The organism is Candidatus Krumholzibacteriia bacterium (assembly GCA_030748535.1).
In the GTDB taxonomy this organism is placed as follows: Bacteria; Krumholzibacteriota; Krumholzibacteriia; order JACNKJ01; family JACNKJ01; genus JASMLU01.
This window is the reverse complement of the sequence record JASMLU010000001.1, coordinates 758,142-774,941: the sequence shown is the minus strand read 5'-3', so window position 1 is coordinate 774,941 and position 16,800 is coordinate 758,142. Positions and strand designations below refer to the sequence as shown.

The 16,800-nt window shown below is 58.0% G+C and carries 17 protein-coding genes; 16 read left to right on the top strand and 1 reads right to left on the bottom strand.

Going from position 1 to position 16,800, the window contains the following annotated elements:
• Window positions 1–25: 25 nt before the first annotated feature.
• The 14 genes from QGH30_03640 to QGH30_03575 all read left to right on the top strand — a co-directional run bounded on the left by QGH30_03640 (window position 26) and on the right by QGH30_03575 (window position 12,307).
• Window positions 26–1,753, top strand: coding sequence for a GspE/PulE family protein (locus QGH30_03640; GenBank protein MDP7021426.1), 1,728 nt, complete (start codon window positions 26–28; stop codon window positions 1,751–1,753).
• Window positions 1,754–1,755: 2 nt separating this feature from the next.
• Window positions 1,756–2,997: a type II secretion system F family protein gene (locus QGH30_03635; GenBank protein ID MDP7021425.1), complete on the top strand. Its 1,242-nt coding sequence runs from the start codon at window positions 1,756–1,758 to the stop codon at window positions 2,995–2,997.
• Window positions 2,998–3,297: 300 nt separating this feature from the next.
• Window positions 3,298–3,732, top strand: coding sequence for a prepilin-type N-terminal cleavage/methylation domain-containing protein (locus tag QGH30_03630; GenBank protein MDP7021424.1), 435 nt, complete (start codon window positions 3,298–3,300; stop codon window positions 3,730–3,732).
• Between the two features lie 55 nt (window positions 3,733–3,787).
• Entirely contained in the window at window positions 3,788–4,216 is a 429-nt protein-coding gene (locus tag QGH30_03625) for a prepilin-type N-terminal cleavage/methylation domain-containing protein (protein ID MDP7021423.1), read from the top strand.
• Window positions 4,213–4,680: a hypothetical protein gene (locus tag QGH30_03620; protein ID MDP7021422.1), complete on the top strand. Its 468-nt coding sequence runs from the start codon at window positions 4,213–4,215 to the stop codon at window positions 4,678–4,680. Before QGH30_03625 ends, QGH30_03620 begins: the two co-directional genes overlap by 4 nt.
• Before the next feature lie 10 nt (window positions 4,681–4,690).
• On the top strand, window positions 4,691–6,001 hold the full coding sequence (locus QGH30_03615; protein ID MDP7021421.1) for a pilus assembly PilX N-terminal domain-containing protein: 1,311 nt from the start codon (window positions 4,691–4,693) through the stop codon (window positions 5,999–6,001).
• An 8-nt stretch (window positions 6,002–6,009) separates the two neighbouring features.
• Window positions 6,010–6,903: a pilus assembly protein PilM gene (pilM, locus tag QGH30_03610; protein MDP7021420.1), complete on the top strand. Its 894-nt coding sequence runs from the start codon at window positions 6,010–6,012 to the stop codon at window positions 6,901–6,903.
• A complete protein-coding gene (locus QGH30_03605; protein ID MDP7021419.1) occupies window positions 6,896–7,444 on the top strand; it encodes a hypothetical protein in 549 nt (182 codons plus the stop codon). The genes pilM and QGH30_03605 overlap by 8 nt, the downstream gene beginning before the upstream one ends.
• Window positions 7,444–7,968, top strand: coding sequence for a hypothetical protein (locus QGH30_03600; GenBank protein ID MDP7021418.1), 525 nt, complete (start codon window positions 7,444–7,446; stop codon window positions 7,966–7,968). Before QGH30_03605 ends, QGH30_03600 begins: the two co-directional genes overlap by 1 nt.
• A 1-nt stretch (window position 7,969) precedes the next feature.
• A complete protein-coding gene (locus QGH30_03595) occupies window positions 7,970–8,455 on the top strand; it encodes a hypothetical protein (GenBank protein ID MDP7021417.1) in 486 nt (161 codons plus the stop codon).
• 10 nt (window positions 8,456–8,465) lie between these two features.
• The gene (locus QGH30_03590; GenBank protein MDP7021416.1) at window positions 8,466–9,761 is read left to right on the top strand and encodes a secretin N-terminal domain-containing protein; all 1,296 of its coding nucleotides are present in this window, start codon (window positions 8,466–8,468) and stop codon (window positions 9,759–9,761) included.
• Entirely contained in the window at window positions 9,758–10,825 is a 1,068-nt protein-coding gene (locus QGH30_03585) for a PilT/PilU family type 4a pilus ATPase (protein MDP7021415.1), read from the top strand. The genes QGH30_03590 and QGH30_03585 overlap by 4 nt, the downstream gene beginning before the upstream one ends.
• A gap of 10 nt (window positions 10,826–10,835) precedes the next feature.
• Window positions 10,836–11,531, top strand: coding sequence for a hypothetical protein (locus QGH30_03580; protein MDP7021414.1), 696 nt, complete (start codon window positions 10,836–10,838; stop codon window positions 11,529–11,531).
• Between the two features lie 17 nt (window positions 11,532–11,548).
• Window positions 11,549–12,307: an A24 family peptidase gene (locus QGH30_03575; GenBank protein MDP7021413.1), complete on the top strand. Its 759-nt coding sequence runs from the start codon at window positions 11,549–11,551 to the stop codon at window positions 12,305–12,307.
• Here QGH30_03575 and QGH30_03570 read toward each other — a convergent pair.
• Window positions 12,304–13,221, bottom strand: a complete 918-nt coding sequence (locus QGH30_03570; protein ID MDP7021412.1) for a hypothetical protein — start codon at window positions 13,219–13,221, stop codon at window positions 12,304–12,306. The two genes, QGH30_03575 and QGH30_03570, sit on opposite strands and share 4 nt — an antisense overlap.
• A gap of 273 nt (window positions 13,222–13,494) precedes the next feature.
• Between QGH30_03570 and QGH30_03565 the strand changes: the two genes are divergently transcribed.
• Both QGH30_03565 and QGH30_03560 read left to right on the top strand, forming a co-directional pair.
• Window positions 13,495–15,525 carry a hypothetical protein gene (locus QGH30_03565; GenBank protein ID MDP7021411.1) on the top strand — a complete coding sequence of 677 codons (2,031 nt, stop codon included), beginning with the start codon at window positions 13,495–13,497 and terminating at the stop codon, window positions 15,523–15,525.
• A complete protein-coding gene (locus QGH30_03560) occupies window positions 15,522–16,736 on the top strand; it encodes a DUF5723 family protein (protein ID MDP7021410.1) in 1,215 nt (404 codons plus the stop codon). The genes QGH30_03565 and QGH30_03560 overlap by 4 nt, the downstream gene beginning before the upstream one ends.
• The last annotated feature ends 64 nt before the right edge of the window (window positions 16,737–16,800 follow it).

Genomic DNA, 16,800 nt, shown 5'->3' with positions numbered 1-16,800 from the left:
CCCCGGAGAAAACCTGGGGGTTTCCTTGCAACAGGATTCCAAATCGATCAGCCCTCCCGAACTGGGAGAGATTCTGGTACGAGAGGGACTGATCAGTCCTTCTCGCCTGCTGGAACTTCTTGTGGAGGAGAAGGAAGTTCCCGAACACCTTGAGGAACTGCTCCTGCGCAAGGGTGTTCTCGGTCCCGAGGAATTGCTTGATGCCCTGGCCTGTCACTTCGACTATGGGCGTTTTGATCCCCTGAAACACCCCGTGGAGAATGCTGCTCTGGAACTGGTTCCGGTGGAGTTTTCCCGGCGACATCAACTACTTCCCCTTTCAGCAGATTCCGAGACGCTTCATGTGGCCATGCGCTATCCGGTTGACCGGGAGGCCCTCGAACACCTTCGCCGAATGATCCGTTCAAGCGGGCGCGTAGTGCGCATCCACCTGGCAAGAGCAGAGATCATCGAGGAACATCTGGAGAGCAGCTACCGGCAGATTGAACAGACGAGGAATCTCAGTCGGCTGATCGATCGTGTCGCCTGTGAAAGCAAGGGAGTCTTCGCAAGTGCGGAAGCGGCAGAGGAGGAGGAAGCGCAAAGAAGCGCGGAAGAAGCGAGTATCGTTCGCCTGGTCAGCCAGGTCATTGAGCAGGCTATTGATGAGGGAGCGACGGACATCCATGTGGAGCCGGGCGAGAAGGGTCTTCTGGTGCGCTTTCGAGTGGACGGCATCCTCTATGATGCCCATCGACTTCCCGCCAGTGTAACCATGGGAGCAAGCAGCAGGATCAAGATTCTCTCCGAGATGGACATTGCAGAACGCAGGACGCCGCAGGACGGCAGGTTCTCCTATCGCAAGGGAGACCGGTCTGTGGACATCCGGGCATCGGTGATTCCGACCGTGCATGGCGAGAAAGCGGTTCTTCGACTGCTTGACAAGGGAAGGGCCAGCTACTCCCTGCGAGAACTGGGCTTGGGAGAAGAGGACTATCGGGACTTCCTCAAGGCCATCCGGCAGCCCTATGGCATGATCCTGCTTTCGGGTCCCACGGGCTCGGGCAAAACGACGACTCTCTATGCGGGTCTCTCCGAACTGGACTGCGAATCCCTGAACATCAGCACCATTGAGGATCCAGTAGAGTACCAGATGAACCGCATCAACCAGGTGCAGGTGAACAAGAAGAAGGATCTCGGTTTTGCAAACGCTCTCCGCGCCTTTCTCCGACAGGATCCCGATGTCGTGATGGTCGGGGAGATCCGGGACCGGGAGACCGCGGAAATCGCCGTCCGGGCAGCCTTGACCGGACACATGGTCTTCAGCACGATTCACGCAAACGATGCACCGAGTACGGCTCTCCGACTTGCCTCCATGGGCTCGGATTCCTTCATGACCGCCAGCGCCCTCTCGCTCGTGATCGCACAAAGGCTACTGCGCCGAAACTGTCCTCATTGTCTGGAAGATTACACACCCTCGGGGGAAATCCTCTCGGCGGCCGGAGCGCCGAAAGGAAAGCAAGGTTTCCAGCGGGGAAAAGGATGCCCGCACTGCAAGGAGCGGAGATTTGCGGGCAGGGTGGCCATCGTGGAGAAACTCGCCATCACGCCGGAGATTCGGCAGATGATTGCAGAGAACCGCCCCGCGTCTGAGATCCGGTCTCTTGCCATTTCCCAGGGAATGAAAACGCTCAAACAGAACGGCATGGAGAAGGCCCTGCGTGGCGAGACCACTCCCGAAGAAGTGTTGCGGGTCTGCCTGAGTGAGGAATAAGAATGTCCGTGTTTTCCTACATTGCAAAGAGCCGCCACGGAGAAGAACTCAGCGGGCACCTTGCCGGAGAGAATCTCGACGAGGTCATCGCAGAGCTTCATACCATGGGCCTGGCCGTTCTTCACATCCATGAAAGCCGGGGACCGCTGCTGGCTGGTTTTCTCAACTGGCTCCGCGAGCTGTCTCCCCCGAAAGCAAGCAAGAGAGAGTTGGCTCTCTTCAGCCGGCAACTGGCCACGGTTCTGGAATCGGGCATCCCCCTTTCCCGGGGGCTTCGCGGTCTGGCCAGCGACAAGGGAGGCCGGGGCATGGGGAAGACTATCCTCGATGTCTGCGACCGGATTGAGCGGGGAGAGAGCCTTTCAAAGGCACTGGAAGCGCATCCCGCAGTTTTCAACAGCATGTACCAGAGCATGGTTCGCGCGGGCGAGCGCGCAGGCACGCTGGATAGTGTCGTGGAACATCTCGCGGTGTATCTCGAAAAGAGCGATGCGATACGAACGAAGGTAAAAAGCGCCCTGTCCTACCCGGTCTTCATTATGGTCTTCGCAGCCTTGGCGATTCTTCTCATGCTGGTAAAAATCGTCCCGACCTTCGCAAAACTCTACACTGATCTGGGAGCGGACCTTCCCACTCTGACCCGAATCATGATCGAGAGTTCTGCCTTTGTGCAGGGCCATTTTCTCTCCGGGTTTCTGCTGAGCGCTCTGACACTCATTGGGCTTTTCTTCTCTCTTCGGACGGAGCGGGGCAAATATCTCTGGCACAGCTTCCTTCTCTCCATGCCCCTGTTTGGTGTCATCCTGAAGAAATCCGTGATGAGTCGTTTCACTCGAACTCTTGGAATCCTGCTGGAAAGCGGCCTTCCGGTTCTCGAAGCCCTGGAACTGGTAGGGGCTGCCTCGGGCAATGCCGTGATTCATAGGGCGGTAATGCAGGTGCGGGCACAGGTGGAAGCAGGGCAGGCCCTGACTCCCTCGTTTCGAAGCACCGGCAAGTTTCCGGAGATGGTCCTTCAGCTCATGTCCACGGGAGAAGAGTCCGGGGGACTCGACACCATGTTGAGAAAGACCTCCGACTTCTATGACCGGGAGGTCGAAGCCTCGGTTCACGGGATCTCCACACTGATTGAACCCCTGATGATCGTCATTGTCGGACTGATGCTCGGAGTCATGGTGCTAGGCATGTTCCTGCCGATCTTTACTCTCGGCGAAGCCGTCATGCGTGGCGGGCACGCGCTCTAGGCCGCATGGGGACTGGCTGTTTCCTGTTCCTCGCTGGTCAGCAATCAGTCTTCTCCAGCCTTCCTCATCCTTCCTTTTTGCATCTGCTTGTGCAGTGAAGGCAAGCATCGTCTGTTGGAAGCCCCGGTTGTACTTCGAGATTCCGATCCAGGCCAAAATCCGCAAACCCATGATAATTCAACTTCTCCAGGCTCTTCACAGAAAAGACCCAAGGGCATGCTTCTTGTAGCAAGCCAGCCCAAGGCGGGAAGAAACCCGCTGGATAGCCCCAAGCACTAACACAGATCTGCTGGAGGAATTATGAAGATTATCCGTCGCAAGCCCAATGAGAAGGGTTTCACCATGATCGAGTTGATGGTCGTTGTCGTCATCGTCGGCGTTCTCGCAGCGATCTCAATTCCGCTCTATGGCAAGTATGTCAAGAACGCGAGAGTCACCGAGTGCACCGGCAGGATTGGCGAGATCATCACTGCTTCAAAGGCCTGGGCAATGGAAAACCAGGACGGGAGTGGCAATCCGACCTGGCCTGCTGGAGCAGGCGGCATTGTCGATCTCGGAAACTCGGACAACTTCTCCTATGCTTTCAGTGCAGGAGCCGGGGGCAATGCTCTTTCAACGGCTCTTGAGATCACGGGAACCGGGACTGCAGGCAGCAAGATGGTGGGAGTTTCCGTTGTTGTGAGTGTCGCAGACATTTACTCCAGCGGCGTCGCTCCTGTGGTTTCAGGACTCTAGGGATTTGGGGTCGGGAGTCGAGAGGCTTCCGGCCCTTTCTGAATAGGGGGCGAGCGTGAAACGATCGAAAGCAAGGCGCCCTTCCCTCTTTGCAGGAGAAAGCGGCTTTACTCTCATCGAAGTGATGATAGCCGCTTTCCTTCTTCTGGTCGCTTTCGCGGGACTGAGCCAGGTCTACACGCTCGGACGCGGTCAACTCGATCTGGAAGAAGAGAGAAGAAACGCGAGCGCCGTTCTTCAGGCTCGACTGGAGACGATTCGAAATGGGGTCGTCTACGAAAACCTCGAAGATCTGGAAGGAAGCATCGAGAGTTTCACCGTGGACGGCAAGGAGTATCAGGTCTCTCACAGCGTGCTGGCGGGGGATCTGGAGACCTCGGCCACGACCCTGACGCTGACGGTTCAATGGGACGCGCTCGTCCACGGCAATCAAGTTGCAAGAACGCTGAACTGCACGAGCATCATTGGAAGGAAGATCGAATGAGATGGCTTCCGGGAAGAGGAAACGAGAAGGGCTTCAGCGTTATGGAACTCATGGTGGCCTGTTCCCTGGCGATTCTGGTGATGATGGGACTCGGACATCTCATGCTTGGCAACCAGGCCGCCTGGAACTGGGGAATGTCGAAGCTGGAACTGCAGCAGGAGGCCTCAAGAGTGCTGGATCGAATGAGCCACTCGCTGCGCGCCGCCGACGGGATCTCTCTTCTGAACAGCAGTGAGTTCAAGACCCTCGATCCGGGGGAAACGGTACTGCATCACTACCGACGCGTGGCTTCCGGGAGTCAGTATCGGCTCCAGGAGAACGGTACTGACATGCAGGACAGCGACTGCACGGTTTTTTCAGTTTCAGCCAATAGCGACAGCAGTCTTCTGACCCTCAGTCTCGAACTGCTGGATGAAGCGGGAAACCGGGTCTCTTCCATGACCATGGTCTCGCTTCGCCCCTGAAAGGAGGATCATGAGGAAAACATGGATTCAATCCCAGGAGGGTTTTGCCCTGCCAACGGTCACTCTCTTTCTCATGGTCATCGGCCTTTCGGCGACTTCCTATTATCAGGTTTCTTCTCATGAGACGCGCATGGCTTTGCACCGGCAGGACAAGCTCGAATCCTTCTATCTGGCAGAAGGCGCAGTGGAGAGGGCGAGAGCAAGGTTTCTGGAAAACGGTTCCTGGCGAGCCGGATGGGACTCGGAAAGTGCGGGTCGGGGGCTTTACTCACTGGCCATCGAAGACACGACCTTCCAGGGGCAGTCGGGGATCCTGCGACTTCTGGGTTCAGGACTGGTGGAAAGCGCCAGCGCTGAGGTGGAAATAATGGCTCAGATCATCCCGGCCGCCTTCCGATTCGGGATTTATGCCGCTGGGGATTTGACAGCCAATGGAAATCTCTGTCTCGATGGTTTGAGTTTCGCTGGAGGCAGCGCCGATTTCGGACCGAACAATGTGCACCTGACTTGTGGCGGCGAGGTGGTGGAGGGAGTTGCGATTACTCCGCCTCCTGTCTTCACCGAGGGTTCGTATTATCCGCAGGACACCTATTACGAAGTTCGGGGAACCGAGATCGGTGGGCTTCCGCAGGCGAGAATCTTCGACCGCTACGGGCAGGACATCACTACGAGCCTCGGCGACAGTCTGACTTCGGTCACCGACTTCAAGTCCAAGAACGGGCTCTTCGAGTTCGAGTTCCGTAACAGTGCAGAGATTGACTTCTACTTCAACGAGGATACGGGCATCTTTCGGCGCGAGCCGGGCGACCAGTCCGTTGTGGTCAACTTCGGATCCGCTCCCCTTCTGGATCCCCCCGGTGTACTCGGGATCGCTGATCTGGAGTTCGATGGAGACCCCGGCACGACTCTTCATGCCACCATCATCAACTCCCGTTTCACGGGAAGCAATGACAGCCAGCGCATGGATTCCTTCTACTGGACCGGCGGTGTGATCACGATGAAGCAGGTGGACATGGAACCCTACAACGGGCTGGCCTTCATCGCGCGGGATTTTCAGAAGCGTGCGGGCAATGGAGCCCTTGGCAATGTGGGGAGCGAAAGCTGGCCCGCGCTCGGCTATGTGACCGGGGATGTGGAGCGTGTGGGCGCGAATTTTCATTGCGTGGGAGAGATCCTCTGCCTCGGCGACTGGTACAGCATCGGTGGCCCCGACATTACCTACGACGCGGGTTTCCTGGACTTTCTTCCCGCCTATTTCAGGGACGACGGCATCGTGGCCTATTCCGGCAGCATTGAAGTTCTGCAATGGAAAGAACTCTGAGGAGGATCGTGATTCGAAGCGTCAGCAGGCAGACGGGAATTGATCTCGGAGGAAGTAGCGTCAAGTTGGTGCACGGGCTGACTCGCAATGGAAACCTGGAGATCACTGCCTTTGGAATGGAGAAGGTGAAAAGGGCGGGGGAAGACCCTGTCCAGGACACTGCGGATGCGCTTCGCAGGCTACTCGAGCGCCTGAAGCTGTCTCGTCGCGATCTCGGAGACATCCGCGTTTCCATTTCCGGAGAGGGCGCAAGCCTGCGGGAAGTTCTTCTTCCCCGCCTTGGTGACAGGGATCTGCAAAGGGCCCTTCCCTATGAAGCCCGTGTGCATCTGGATCTGGAAGGAATGGAGGAACCGATTCTCTCTGCCCAGAATCTTGGCCATGAGAGTGGGGAAAGGATCCGGGTCCTCATGGCAGCCATTCCCGCTGAATCCCGGCTGTTTGCCCTTTCCGTTCTGTCCTCTCTCGGACTGGAGCCGAGAGTTCTCGATCTGGAGGCCCTGGCGAGTCTGAATGAATGCCGCCGTCTTCTTCCCGACAGCTTCCCCGATGACCGGGCCTTTGCGGTTCTTGATCTCGGTGAGGAGAAGTGCTTCCTCCATCTGGCCTGTGCCCTGGGCGGGCTCTTCAGTCGCAGAATGGAGTTTCAGGACAAGTCGGATTACTCCTCTTTGGCGCGTCATATTCGGGAGAGCATCCTCTTCTACCGCGACCGCTTTGAAAATGATGTAGAGGCACTCTTTCTTGCAGGCGGGGGCGCTCTGGAGGAGAACCTTCCCACATTATTGGAAGAGGCACTGAACCTGAAGGTTCGGGTTCTTGAACCTTCGGCTTCTTCGAACATGGGCCCCCGGTTTGTCCTGGCCAGCGGCCTCTTTCGATGGGGGGGCGACGGTGTATAGGATCAACCTCTATCCGGAGTACCGGGCTCGCCGCAGAGACTTGCTTCATCGCAGCCTGCGTCTGGCCTTGCAGACCCTGCTTACGGGTGCTGTCCTTCTGGCCATTGCCTCCATCGGCCTGAGTGCATCCCTGCTCCATGAGCGTCTGGGTGATGTTCATGAGCGCGCAGAGGCCGCGAGTCGGCGTATCCAGTCCCAGTCCCAGCAGCAGAGAGCCCTGCTTGCGGCGCGTCGAATGCTGGAGATCCGTGCGGCCCGCAAGGACTGGTCTCCACTTCTGTCCGCCCTGTCTGAGAAGACAGAAGAAGGTCTGGTTCTTGTTCGCCTTGAAGGCAAAATGAGCGAAGACGGAGAGGGAGAACTGGAAATCTGGGGAGAAAGCAGCGGGCGGGATGCGCAGATTTCGGTCTTCACCCGTTTTGTGGAAACTCTGGGCGCAGATGATCGCTTCCGAGGGGACTTCCCGGAACTTCGTCTGGAGAGTGTTCAGGATGGGGCCAACAGCCGCTTTCAGATTGTCGGCGGAAAGAGCAGGTCATGATGTCTCTTTCCAGTGGCTTCTCCCGTATTCTTGCCGTCTCCGCTCTCCTGCTCCTGATGGGCTTCTCCCTAGACTTCGGATTCACGCAGCCGAGAATCGGTGAACTCGATCGAATGATCCGACAGCTGGACCAACTCCGCGAGGAAGAGAGCCGGATGCAGGGCCTGCAAAGAGAGGAGCGGGGGCTGATTCGCTTTCTGGAATCCCAGGGCCTGGAGGAGTGTCTCTCAGACTCGAGCGACTCCGGCCCTGCCGAGTTTCTCGGAGAAAGGCTGGAGGCTGCGGGGCTGGAAAGACTGGAGATGCGAAGCACGGAAATCAGCGCCGGAGAACATATGAAGCGCACCCGTTTCTTTCTTCGCGTCCTTGGCACTTACTCCTCCACGCTTGATTTCCTTCGGACTCTCGAGTCAGGAGCAAGGCTTGTGAGTATCGAAGCCATCCGTGTGGAGGCGCAGTCTTCTTCCCGCTCTCTGGAAACCCGTCTTGAGCTTTCCCTCTACGATCCGGCCTGGAGGAATTGACATGTTCCGTGGTTTTCAGGGCCTTCAGGGATTCTGGCTTGGCTGCGGTCTGCTTCTCTTCGCCGTTCTGATTTTCGGCTTTCGTGGACAGACCGCTCTTACTGCTGTTGCCAGTATCCGGGGGAACGCCGGTCAGTCGCCAGTCGCGCAGGATCAGGACGAAATCCTCTACACGGACATCGTGAGCGAAAGACTGCAATGGATCCGGGATGCTCGGGGCGGGGGCAGGGATCCCTTCCATGAGATCAGGCAGAAGCGAAAGAAGGCCACTGCCGCTCTGCCCAAAAAGACAAAACAAGTTTCTCAACCCCGACTCAAGGCAATCCTCTACGAGCAGACTGCGCCCCGAGCCATTCTCCGTCTCGATGGAAAGGACTCGGCTTGGCTGAGCGAGGGAGATCGATTTGCCGGATGGAGTGTCGTGAAAATCCACCGAGAGAGCGTCCGCGTGAGTCGCGGTTCGAAGAGTATTGAACTGACCCAGTGAAGGAGAGCCGATGAAACGCCACCTTGTCCATAGCATCCTGCCGCTTCTCTTCCTTTTCGTCCTGCCGCTGCAGGCAGAACTGGCTCCCGAAGCAGGCCTTGTCACCCTGAGCGCAGAGAATACCTCGGTAAACGAGATTCTGGAGATCCTCGCCCAGCGAAGTGGTCTGAACATCATTACGAGTCCTGAAGTGCAGTCGCGCTCGATCAGCATTCATCTGGAGGACAGCTCCTTCGACGAGGCCTTTCATCTGGTAGTCCGCGCCGCGGGTCTGGGCTTCGAAAGAGTGGGTAGTTCCATTCTGGTGGCTCCCCATGAACGCTTCCAGTTGCCCACGGGAAAAATCTCCCGCGTCTACGATCTGAACTATGCGAGGGCGGATGAAGTAAGCGACATGCTGGGGCTACTGGGAGGAAGTGTCACTGCGAACGAGCGGGAAAACCGGATCCTCATTCGGGGGACGCAGTCGCAGTTGGAGGAGGCGGAGAGGATTCTGGAGGAACTCGACCGCAAGCCGGATCAGGTTTTTATCGAGGCTCGTCTGATTGAAGTGAACCTGTCCGATCTGATGGAACTGGGCGTGGACTGGGAAAAGCTGGCCCACTGGAAAGGGATCTTCAGCGAAGGTGATCCCGGGGTTTCTGCACCCGGCGCGCTTCCCGGGGAAATGGCCTATACCCCCGCTGAGGGCGGGCAGTCCTTCTTTCGCCAACTTGAGAGTTTCGAGCTGGCCGTGGATGCCTTGATCAGCGAGGGCTACGCCATGTTGCTCTCGGATGTAAAGGTGGTGACTCTCGATGGGGAGGCCGCCGAAATCTTCGCGGGCGAGACGGTTCCCGTGATGATCAGTTCCCTTCAGTCCTCTGCGGCCGCCGGTGCCTTCCAGACGGTTCAACTGGAGAAGATTGATGTCGGCGTGCGCCTGAACATTACGCCCCGGGTGGATGAAGACGGTTTCATCACGACCCTGGTGGTCCCGGAAGTTTCTCGCATTCTCCGCTTTGTCGGAACCGACGAAGACCTCCCGCAAACTTCCACCCGACGAGCCCAGACCCGCGTGCGAGTCCGAGACGGAGAGAAGATCTATCTTGGCGGCCTTCTTTCGGAAGAGGAGAGGAGGACGGTCAAGAAGCTGCCTCTTCTCGGAAGCATTCCGATTCTCGGCCGTCTCTTTCAATACACGAAGGTTGAGAATGTGAACCTCGATCTTCTGATCGAGATCACCCCGCGCATCGTGGGTGACGAAGGCTCCCGGCTTCCCCAAGCCCCGCGAAAAAGTCAGCAAAGCGGGGGAGGAGGATCATGACTCTCCTGCAGGAAATGCTACGAGACGGGGCAGAGCGGGGGGCGAGTGACATTCTCATCTCGGCCGGCTCGCCCGTGAGTTTTCACATCAATGGAAGCCTTGTTCCCTGGCGGGACGAGCGTCTGAGTGCAGAGGAGAGTCGCGAGCTGAGCTATGCATTGCTCAAGGAGGAGGGTATTCGGGACTTCGAGCGAAATCACGAACTGGATTCTTCCTATGAGCTGGAAGGCGTGGCGAACTTTCGCGTGAGCATGATGATGCAGAAGGGGACGGTGGGCTGTGTTCTGCGGGTAGTTCCCCTTCGGGAACCGCATTACTCGGATCTGGGATTGTCGCGGGACTTTATCGAAGGGCTTGCCAGAATTCCCAATGGGCTTCTTCTGGTTACCGGAGGAACCGGTGCGGGGAAGTCCTCCACGGTGGCTTCCTTCCTGAACTATCTCAACAGCGAGCACCCTTCGGCAAAGCACATCATCACTCTTGAGGATCCCATCGAGTATCGAATGCGTCCCCATAATTGCGTGATCGATCAGCGGGAAGTGGGGAGCGATACCTTCGACTATCCCTCGGGACTGAAAAGCGCCCTTCGCCAGATGCCGCATGTGATCTTCGTGGGGGAGATGCGTGACCGCAAGACCATCGAGATTTCGCTGACGGCCGCTGAAACCGGAAACCTGGTCATCAGCACTCTGGCCACGCAGTCTGCAGCAAAGACCGTCAACCGGATCATCGATGTCTTCCCGCCTGAAGATCAGGCGGAGATCCGAACCCGGCTGGCCATGACTCTGCGCTGCGTCCTTTCTCAGGTTCTTTTGCCTCGCAGCGATGGGGAAGGCCGGGTGGCCGCTCGCGAGATTCTCTTTGTGAACAAGAGCATCGAGAACCTGATTCGCGAGAACAAGGTCCAGCAGATCGACAATGTCATCGCCTCCTCTTCTGCCGAGGGCATGTGTCTGCTCGATGATTCCCTGATGCACTTGCTCTCTTCCGGAGTGGTGGCGGCCGAGTCTGTTCTGCCGAGACTTCAAAACCCCCGACGGGTCGAGAGCCTCTTGAAGGTCTGAAAGGAGGACCATGAAAAGCTGCAATCGCTTCCGCTTCCGGCGGAAAATGAGTCGCCTGATCTCCTGCTGGCTTGAGTACCGGAGTCTCTTTCAGAAAGAGAGGAAAGGGGAGGAGCCGAATAATGAGATCCTCGAACTGAAAGGCCAGATGGCCTCCCTGCTGCAGTGGCTGGGCGAACATCTTCCCGAAAGCCTGCAGGAGAGCGGAGAAATCAGGATCGAGGAAATCCTTGGAATGCTGGAAGAGGACGATGTCGGCAGGAAGGAGTCCCCGGATGACTTCGAGGGCAAGTGGTTGGCCCACTATCTCTTTCTCAATCGCCTCAGAGGCACGGAACCTGCATTTGACAGTACAGGAAGCAGTCAGGGTACGAGCGGCAAAGCCTCTCTCCCCTGGTTCACGGTGGAAAAGGGACAGCGGCATTTCGGGCTTCTCTCCCCGGCAAGGCTTCTGGCCTTCCTGGGAATGGTGCTGATTCTCGGAAAGGCACTCGGTTTCCATCGGGAAGCCGGGCAGTGGGCGCTCGAGCGACCGGGAAACGCGAAAGAAGTACTGGGGAACCTTTCCTCCCTTCTTCCGTTTCTCCGGGACCTTGTTTTCGGGTTTTTCCGTCCCCTGCTCGAAGGCTATGGAGTGGCCGGCCTGCTGGCCCTGACCCTGCCTTTGGGAGCGCTTCTTGCCTTCCTGATTCGATTTCGACGCTAGAAAAATGAGGAGAGAGTATGATTCCCCTGAGCCACAACGACCCACTTCCTCTCTTCTTTCTCTTCCTCCTCGGACTTTCTTTGGGCAGCTTTCTGAATGTCGTGACCTGGAGACTTCCCCGCGGACTTTCCCTCTTCCGTCCCGGCTCCCATTGCCCGAACTGCGAAGTTCCCATCCGTGCCTGGGAGAAACTTCCTCTCCTCGGCTATCTCCTGCTGCGGGGACGCTGTCGTCATTGCGGCGAGGAGATTCCCGTGCGTTATCCCCTGGGTGAACTGATCGGGGGCGTTTGCCTCCTCGTGGCCGCCCAGTATTCCGACGGGCTGGCTTCCACACTTCTTCGTGGCGTCTTTCTTCTGGCGATGGTGGCGGTAGTCTTCATCGACCGGGAGCATGGCATCATCCCGGATCGCATCACCTTGCCGGGGACGCTTCTTGGATTTGCCTGTGCCCCGATTCTGGGAGTGAGCTGGGGGCATTCCGCTCTGGGAATCCTTCTTGGAGCCGGATGGTTGCTGCTGGTTATCGGTATCTACTGGCTCATTCGCCGCGTTGTCGGCATGGGAGGAGGCGATGTGAAGCTCGCCGCCATGCTGGGCGCCTGGCTGGGCTGGAAGGGAGTCTTCCTGGCCCTGCTTCTTGCTTCTTTCCTGGGAGTACTCTGGGGAATCGGTCTGATCCTTCGGAAAGGGGTCTCGGCCCGCGACACCCTGCCCTACGGAGTCTTCCTCGGCCCCGTGGCAGCGATTCTCCTTCTCTTGGGAAGCAGTCTCTAGAAAGCGGCCTTGAAGCTCCCCCAGTTCGTCCTGCGAACCGGAGTCTGGATTGGCAGGTCGCTGATCGTCCAGACATCCTTGTTCCCGTGGCTCACTCTTGCAAAGACGATGCTTTCTCCCTCGGCACTCCAAACGGGTGACTGGTCGGAGAAGCGGTTGTCGGTGAGTTGGACCAGGCTCTCCTCTTCAAAATCCCAGGCCCAGAGATCCCACTCGAGAAGATCGTTTCCCCCGCAGAAGACCAGGTACTGCCCGTCCGGGGAGAAGGAGGGATCGATGCCGAAGTCCAACCCATGTTCGATGGCCTCTGCCGGTCCTCCGGAAAGTGGCATGCGATAGAGACGGCGTTGGTCCGGGTTGTCGGGGTCCTGCGCATCAAAGGCAATCCACTGCCCGTCGGAACTCCAGGAAGGATGCAGACAGTCGACGAGCCCGTCGCTGAGTTTCACGGCAGCATCCGGCTCCTCCGTTTCAAGAAGCCAGATCTCGATGTCGCCGTCGCGGTCACTGCTAAAGGCGATGCGAGTGCCCATGGGATCGAAGGCGGCGAAGTTGTCGTAGCCTTCCCAGAGGGTCAGGATCCTGGCTTCTGCGCCCGGGCTGTCCATGATCCAGAGATCCATGTCGCCGCCGTCTCTGCTGGAGGTGAAGACAAGGCTCGATCCTGCCGGACTCCAGTGAACATAGATGTCCGTGTCCTCGTGCTGGCTGAGGTTTTCGGCCTCACCGCCCCCGGAGGCAATGCGGTAGATCTCCCAGTTACCGCTTTGCAGGGAGGAGAAGGCAATACTGTCGCCACTGGCGTTCCAACAGGGGGCCCCATCGGCTTCGGGACTGGAGAAGACCATCGTCTCCTCGATCGCGAGAGCCGGGAGGGCCAAGCAGAGAATCCAGAGGAAGGGTCGAAAGCGCACGGCGTTTTCCTTTGTAGCTTTCTGATAGTATCGCACAGTTCCTCATCAATCCCAATCCCATGATTCAAAAAGAGGGAAGCATGGGAAACACCGATCCCGCATGGCGGAGAGTCTGGTACCTTTCTTTCCACCCGCCGGCGATTCGCTTCCCTCTCCCCAATCCTTCGGCGTCCCGTCGTTCCCCTTCGCGCCCTCGTGCTTCCTGCGTTTCCACGCCGGGGGAGGGCATATGCCTTGCATTTTACAGGAGAACCCATCGCCGCGAGAGTGACCATGAATGTACGCCGCCTCTATTTCTCCCTGCTTCTTCTCACCGTGTTTCTGGGGGCCTGCGAGATAGCAGAACCCGCGCTTCCCCATTTCACAACTCCGATCACCATTCCCTTCGCTTCCCAGGAAGTTCTTCTCGAAGACCTTCTTGACGAAGAGGGACTGATCGAGGCCGATGAGAACTCCGGGCTCTGGATTTCCTTTGAAGGGGAGAGCCTTCGCGTGGAACTGGAGCAGAACCTGTCCGTGGATCTCCCGGAAACCCGGGCCGGGCTGGAACTGGGGACCTTTGACGTGAGCGCCGGGGAGGCGCTTGCCTACGACTACACATTGCTGGAACTCTATCCGGAGTCTGAAGCGCTGCCTCCGGGGGAAGTGGAGGTTCCGGCCTTTGAGTTCGAGCTGACACCGGATCGCAAGGATGTTGCCGGCGTGGAAAGCGCCCATCTGATCGGGGGAGAACTACGCGCCCTGATCATCAATGGCCTTCAGGTTCCGATCTCCGGTGCTTCGGAACCAGAACTACTTCGCTGTGAACTGCGGGACCCGCAGAGCGGGCTTCTTCTGACCACAATATACTTCGAGTCGGAGATTGCAGCCGGCGCAAGCGCGTCGAGCAGTGTCGATCTTGCGGGCCTGACACTGCCCGACTCTCTGGACCTTCGCATCCTGGGGGGAAGTCCGGGGGCAAGCGCTGTTCAGGATGTGGATGTCTCCAGCTCTATCGACCTGGAAGTGGAACTGGCGGATCTCATCGTCGATGAAGCTCTCGCCGAAGTGGAGCCGCAGGACTTTAGCGAAACCCGCGGGATAACTCTTGGAGATTCGCTTCGCGTTCTTGAAGCAGAAATCGAGCAGGGCGAACTGGAAATCGAAGTCAGGAACGGGCTGTCCATCCCCTGCACGGCGACGCTTCTCTTTGAGGAACTCTATGACGCCGGAGGGCTTCCGCTTCGCCGGGTGATTCCGCTGGAAGCCGGCGACGAGACCGTCGAAGTGCTGGATCTTGCCGGCACGAGCATTCTGGCTCCGGGTGCAGAACTCCTTGATTCCCTGACCTATCACATCGAGATGAGCAGTCCCGGAAGTGGTGGCGAAGTGGTCTATTTGGCAGCCAGCGACTCGGCGGAGGCTGTCATCGCCGCTTCCAGTCTGGATCTGGCCAGCGTCACCGGCACTTTCCCGGAGGAGAGCTTCGACATTGATCCTGTCGAGGAAGAGCTTTCGATTCCCTCCGAACTGGAAAGCTTCCAGCTTCGGGAAATGAGTCTCGTGATTGAGGTCTGGAATGAGTTGGGCATCCATGGAGAACTGGAACTGAGGATCGAGTCCACTCGTGCAGATGGTTCCAGCAGTCATCTTGAACACTTCGCTCCCATCCTCGCATCCCGGGGCAGTGAAGCGGAGAAGACGGTCATCACGCTTGACGAAAACAACAGCAACATCATCGAAGTTCTCAATGGCACTCCCGATAGCATTGAGCTTTCGGGGCGGGTTCGTGTGGGGGGCGACGATGAGATTGGAACCGCCGCACCGGGACAGGGAGCCAGCATCTTCTGGAGTCTGGAGGCTCCTCTTCTTGCACGGGTGGAAGCGGGCGAGATCGAACTGGATCCCATGACTCTGGATCTGGAAGAGGACACGCGAAGGCTCATCGAGGAATCCATGGAGTCCGTGTCCCTGCTTGCGGAAGTAGAGAACCACCTTCCTCTGGATCTGGATCTCTACTTTCTTACGAGTTCCGATTCCAGCAGTGTCTATGAGAGTCCCGAAAGCGTGATCGGTCCCTTTTCCATCACTGCTGCTCCCCGGGATCCCGAGAGCGGCTTTGTCAGCGAGGCTCTGCAAAGCCAGGAGGAGTTGATCCTCGCGCAGGATGACATTCTCGATCTCGTCGGGGAAGGACGCTTTATCGCACTGCGACTGGAACTTCCCGGAAGCGGTGGAGAATCGGTGGCCTTCCGCGCCGATGACTATCTGGAGATTCGTGGTCTGCTCTCAGCAGAAGTTTCCATCATGGAGGGTATCCAATGATCCGTCGGGTTTTTCGCATCGCCATGGTCTTTATCCTCTTTCTCCTCGCCACATCGGCTTCTGCCGCTAGCATGCTGAGTGAATGGGGTCTTTCCGCATCCTCTACGGCTCATGTCCGGGGGTTTGATGCCGCCGGTCGAAATGCAGCCAGCCTTGCCCTGGATCTGGGATGGCAGATTTCCCTGGCATCGGTCTCTGCGGATCTCGGAAACAACGCCCTCTCCCTTGCCCGTTACAATGCCAGTAGCGGTGCCGACCTCAATGAAGAGCAAAAGCGAGAAATCCTTCAGGAAATCCCCGAAGAAGGCTGGGCACTCGGTGCCGATCTCTCTGCCGGTGTTCTGGGGATCCGCCGGGGCTTCCTCGCTCTGGGTCTTTCTGCGGAAGCGGATGTGCGAGGGAATCTGGACCGGGACTTTTTCGACCTGGTTCTGATGGGCAATGATGTGGAAGAGCCCTTTGATTTCGGAGACAGCGGTGGCGAAGCATCGCTCTATGCATCGGCGGATCTGGCACTCGGTCTTCCGGTCTACCGCGGCCGCCGACTACAGGCGGCACTGGGCGTTCGCGCCCGCTATCTGCAGGGCTTCTATCATCTTCAGATTCTGGATACCGAAGGTGCCCTCCTGAGCGGAGAGGAAGGTCTTGAGGGAAGTGCCGAGGCGAGTTACCGAAGTGCCCGCGGAGGAAGTGGCCAGGCACTGGATCTTTCCCTGGCCATTCAGTGGAAGAGCCAGTGGAGCATTGGAGCGACCCTGGAAAATGCGATCGCATCCATCCATTGGGATCAGGAAGTCGAGGAGGGCTTCTGGGAAATCGAAATGGAACGGTGGCGTCTGGGTGATGATCTGGAGTTCGCCGCTTCGGACAGCATCTTTGCGGGCGAGGCCTATACGAGCGAACTTCCCCGCGACATTCGCGCCGGTCTTGCCTGGCAGGGAAAGAGCCTCCTGCTGGTTCTGGAGACCGAAGACCGTTTGGGGGATTCCCGGGGTCCTGTTGGCATGATGGGTGTCGAGTGGCAGCGAATCCGGGGACTTCGCCCCCGAATCGGACTGGGTTTCGGCAAAGGGGGCGAAGGTATCAGTGCGGGGCTGGGTTTGCGACTCGGTGCCCTGACGCTTGACACTTTCGCGGGAATCCAGGGCGCCTGGAGTCCTTCGCAGACGCGTGGACTCAAGCTGGGCGCACGTTTCCTGCTGAATCTCTAGCTCCGGCATTGAGGGAAGTTCTTCAGGGTGCTATAATCGCACCCTCAATTTCCCCATAGCCACG

Bases quoted from the DNA above. Each gene is read 5' to 3' on its own strand.
- QGH30_03635 (MDP7021425.1), top strand. From the start codon at position 1,756: ATGTCCGTGTTTTCCTACATTGCAAAGAGCCGCCACGGAGAAGAACTC.
- QGH30_03630 (MDP7021424.1), top strand. From the start codon at position 3,298: ATGAAGATTATCCGTCGCAAGCCCAATGAGAAGGGTTTCACCATGATC.
- QGH30_03620 (MDP7021422.1), top strand. From the start codon at position 4,213: ATGAGATGGCTTCCGGGAAGAGGAAACGAGAAGGGCTTCAGCGTTATG.
- QGH30_03615 (MDP7021421.1), top strand. From the start codon at position 4,691: ATGAGGAAAACATGGATTCAATCCCAGGAGGGTTTTGCCCTGCCAACG.
- QGH30_03600 (MDP7021418.1), top strand. From the start codon at position 7,444: ATGTCTCTTTCCAGTGGCTTCTCCCGTATTCTTGCCGTCTCCGCTCTC.
- QGH30_03595 (MDP7021417.1), top strand. From the start codon at position 7,970: ATGTTCCGTGGTTTTCAGGGCCTTCAGGGATTCTGGCTTGGCTGCGGT.
- QGH30_03590 (MDP7021416.1), top strand. From the start codon at position 8,466: ATGAAACGCCACCTTGTCCATAGCATCCTGCCGCTTCTCTTCCTTTTC.
- QGH30_03585 (MDP7021415.1), top strand. From the start codon at position 9,758: ATGACTCTCCTGCAGGAAATGCTACGAGACGGGGCAGAGCGGGGGGCG.
- QGH30_03580 (MDP7021414.1), top strand. From the start codon at position 10,836: ATGAAAAGCTGCAATCGCTTCCGCTTCCGGCGGAAAATGAGTCGCCTG.
- QGH30_03575 (MDP7021413.1), top strand. From the start codon at position 11,549: ATGATTCCCCTGAGCCACAACGACCCACTTCCTCTCTTCTTTCTCTTC.
- QGH30_03565 (MDP7021411.1), top strand. From the start codon at position 13,495: ATGAATGTACGCCGCCTCTATTTCTCCCTGCTTCTTCTCACCGTGTTT.
- QGH30_03560 (MDP7021410.1), top strand. From the start codon at position 15,522: ATGATCCGTCGGGTTTTTCGCATCGCCATGGTCTTTATCCTCTTTCTC.